The organism is Streptomyces sparsus (genome assembly GCF_054776295.1).
In genome coordinates, this window is sequence record NZ_BAAHCA010000516.1 from 1 (window position 1) to 3480 (window position 3480).

Sequence of the window (3480 nt, forward strand, 5' to 3'; positions counted from 1 at the left end):
CGGGCGGCCAGGCGGGCGGCGAGGCTGCGGGTCCGCTGCTCGGCGGCGGTGTGCACGGCGCGGAACCGTTCGCGGCGGCTCGCCGCCTCGTCGATACGGCGCAGCAGGTCCAGGGAGCCGGCGGTGAAGTCCCGTTCGGCGGTGAGTTCGGCGCGGCGGCCGAGTTTGTGGGCGAAGCCGTGGACCAGGTCGGCGAGCCCGTCGGTGTCACGGGTGTCGGTGACGGCGCGCAGCAGCAGGTCGGTGAAGTCGGCGTCGTTCTTCACCGCGAAGAGCCCGGCCGCCTCGCCCTCGTCGGCGTTCATCTCCCGCTGGTAGCGGAAGAGTTCCGGGTCCAGGCCGAGCGCGTCGAGGTGTTCCTTCCACCGGTCGTGACCCTCCTCCCAGACCACGTCGAGGTTGGGGTACGCCTTGGCCGTCTCGGTGAGGACGTCGCGGAAGCCCTTCATGGTGCGCCGCCGGCCGCGGGCGCCGGACGCGCCCTCGGAGGGCGGGCGCAGCGCGGTGGACTCCGACACCGGCAGGGAGTCCAGGCTCATGCCGGGGCCCGGCCGGAAGGAGTACCAGGCCTCGACGAACCTGCGGGGGTCGTTGGAGACCTGGCGCCCGCGCCACTCGCTGACCTTGCCGACGACCACCGTCTCGCCGGTGAGGGTGTGCTGCCACTCCAGTGCGACGTGCCCGCAGTCGTCGGCCAGCAGGAACTTGCGCAGCACGCCGGAGCTGGCGCCGCCGAGGGTGTTGCGGTGCCCGGGCAGCATCACCGAGAAGATCAGCTTGAGCAGGACGGACTTGCCGCCGCCGTTCTCCAGGAAGAGCACGCCGGCGGGGGCGGGCCGGCGGGGCGGGCCCGTCGGCTCGTCCTCGAAGAAGTCCGCCTGGGTGGGGGCGGGGCTGGGCACCGGTTCGCCCACTCCGCGCAGGTCCAGCACGGTGTCGGCGTAGCGCGCACCGGCGGGTCCGATGGAGTGGAGGCGGATCCGGGACAGCTCGTACATGGGGCGACTCTCGTTGCGGGCGAACGGGCGGGGCGGGCGGGACGATCCGGGGGTGCGATCGGGACGGCGAGGTGGCGGGGGCGGAGGGGCCGCGTGGTGGGGCGGGCGCTCAGCGGTGGAAGGGCAGGCCGGCTCCGTCGGCCAGGTCCAGGTCGTCGGACTCCGACGGCGGCAGCAGGGTGCCGGTGCCGTCACTGACCGGCACGATGCCCAGCTCCAGCAGTTCGGCCATGGCCGCGCTGCCGGCCATGTCGCGGACCTGGAGCTGGTAGCGGGCCGTGGTGCGGTAGGTGCCGCCGGCTTCGTCGCCGGTGCGCTGGAGGAAGCCCGAGTCGGTCAGGAAGGCGACGGCCTTGCCGACGATGCCGGTGGTGGAGCCGGCGAGGCGGCGGGCGTCCTTGGTGGCGCCCGTCGAGCTGCGCCGCGCCCAGACCCGCCAGGCCGCCTCCAGGCCGGGTGCGTCGGTGGCCGGGTCGGTGTTCTCACCGCGGGCGGCGGCCTGCTCCTCCAGCCGGCGGCAGGCCTGCCGGACGAAGGAGTCGACGCCGTTGACGGTGAGCCGGCCGATGTATCCGTCGTCGGCGAGGTCCTCGGGGCGGGGGAAGGCCATCGCGGCGACGGCCAGGTGGGCGAGGCCGTGCAGGAACCGGTCGGCGGAGTCGGCGGTGGCCCGGCGGGCGTAGTCGCCCATGCGCACCGCGAAGACGGAGTCCTCGGCGGCGGTGACGGCCATGCCGGCGCGGGTGGAGACCTCGAGCACGACCAGGCCCAGGCCGGTGGCGACGGCGTCGGCGAGCCGGGCGAACGCCGGGTCGTCGCGGTGCCGGCGCAGCAGCTCGGCGTACTCGGCGTCGCGGGACGGGAGCAGCTTGGGCTGGAGGCCGAAGGAGACCAGCCGGGCGGCGTCGGCGGCGTCCGCCGGGGTGATCCGGGTGCCGGGATCGGCGGCGGGGTGCGGGACGGTCGCGAGGCCGGGTTCGCTCACGGGTGGTGCTCCTCGGTGCGGTTCGGTCATGTGGCTGCCTCCGACCTGCCGGCGGCCATACCGGCCGCGTCCAGCAGGGCGGTGCCGACGACGAGGTCGGCGCCGCCGAACTCCGGGTCGTCCAGCGGGGTGCCGTCGTCCACGGCGAAGAGCAGCCGTTCGTCGCCCTGCCGGTAGGCGGTGCCGACCGGTGGGCTGGCGGCGTGCACGGCGAGCAGCGCGACGAGGTAGGGCAGCTCCCGGTCGCGGTCCCGCGCTTCGGCGAGCAGGCCGGAGAGCCGCCGGGGGGCGTCCGGGTGCAGGTCGAGCAGTTCCTTCGCCTGGGTGAGCTGCCGCTCGCTGAAGCGGCTGTCGTCGGGGGTGGTGACGAGGTCGGGTTCGGGCATCTCCGCGCCGAGGTGCTCACGCGGGGCGGGCGGTGTCAGCAGCAGATCGACGAGGTCACCGACCCGGACGGCGCCGGGTGCGCGCAGCCCGGTGCCGTGCCGGAAGAACGCCTCGGTGACGCGGACGGCCCGCTCCACCGGTTCGGGCAGCAGCGGGGCGAGCAGCTGGCCGTGCAGGTCGAGGCCCGCGCGGGCGGCGGGCGGGGCGAACGCCTGGCGGTCCTGCTCGGCGCGGAACAGCGGGCCGGCTTCCAGCAGGCGCGACTGGAGCTGGGTGTGCCGGCGGATGCAGTCCTTCACTATGTCGACCAGCTCGGCGGCCCGCAGCCGGTGGTCGGGGTGGCGGTCGTCGGCCGTCTCGTCGCGGACCCGGCGGATGTTGGTGAGGATGGCGTTCTCGTGCCGGTAGCGGTCGGCGACGTGGTCCAGGGCCTCGGCGATGAGGTCGGGCACCGTGCTCAGCCAGTCGACGGAGCGGACGTCGCGGCGGGTGGCCTCCAGGGTGCGGCGGAGCGTCTCGGCGTACTGGACGGTGCGGTAGCGGGCCTGTTCCGCGGCGAGCTGGGCGTCGGCCAGGCGTCCGCGGTTGACGAGGACCTCCAGCTTCACCTCGGCGGCGATCTGCGCGCTGGTCACGTCGGTGTCGAGGGCGCCGACGAGGACGTTGACCGCCTCGTCGGTGGTGCGCAGGTAGACGCCGCCGCCGGGGCCGGGCACCTCCTCGATCAGTTTGAAGTCGTAGTCGCGCCGGACGTAGGCGCCGTCGGGGCCGAAGGTGCCGTAGACGGCGCGGAACCCTCGGTCGACGCTGCCGACGTTGAGCAGGTTCTCCAGCACCCAGCGGGCCACCCGTTCGTGTTCGGCGGCGGGGCGCCCGGGCGCCTGGGCGGCCACGCGCGGCAGCAGGCGGGCTACGACGTCCTCGTGGTCGGCGCCGGTGTCGAAGTCCATCTGGAGGGTGACGAGATCGATCGCGGAGAGTGCGACCTCGGCCATCGCGTAGCTGCTGTACTCCCCCGCGAGGTTGGCCTTGCGCACGTCGAGGTCGTGCAGCGGGGCCGTGCAGGCCAGGGCGCGCAGCCGGCGGGCCAGGCCCTCGTCCGCCGCGGGG

Annotated in this window: 2 protein-coding genes and 1 pseudogene; all 3 read right to left on the bottom strand. The window is 74.9% G+C overall.

The features are described 5' to 3' along the window. Nucleotides 1-998 (bottom strand): annotated as a pseudogene (locus ACYVE9_RS19470) (hypothetical protein); the annotation flags it as partial. 109 nt (nucleotides 999-1107) lie between these two features. Then, nucleotides 1108-2013, bottom strand: a complete 906-nt coding sequence (locus ACYVE9_RS19475; RefSeq protein WP_461029169.1) for a hypothetical protein — start codon at nucleotides 2011-2013, stop codon at nucleotides 1108-1110. Further along, nucleotides 2010-3480, bottom strand: a 1471-nt coding sequence (locus ACYVE9_RS19480) for a hypothetical protein (RefSeq protein WP_461029170.1), incomplete at its 5' end; no start/stop codon positions are given. The genes ACYVE9_RS19480 and ACYVE9_RS19475, both read right to left, overlap by 4 nt.

Bases quoted from the DNA above. Each gene is read 5' to 3' on its own strand.
- ACYVE9_RS19475 (WP_461029169.1), bottom strand. From the start codon at position 2,013: ATGACCGAACCGCACCGAGGAGCACCACCCGTGAGCGAACCCGGCCTC.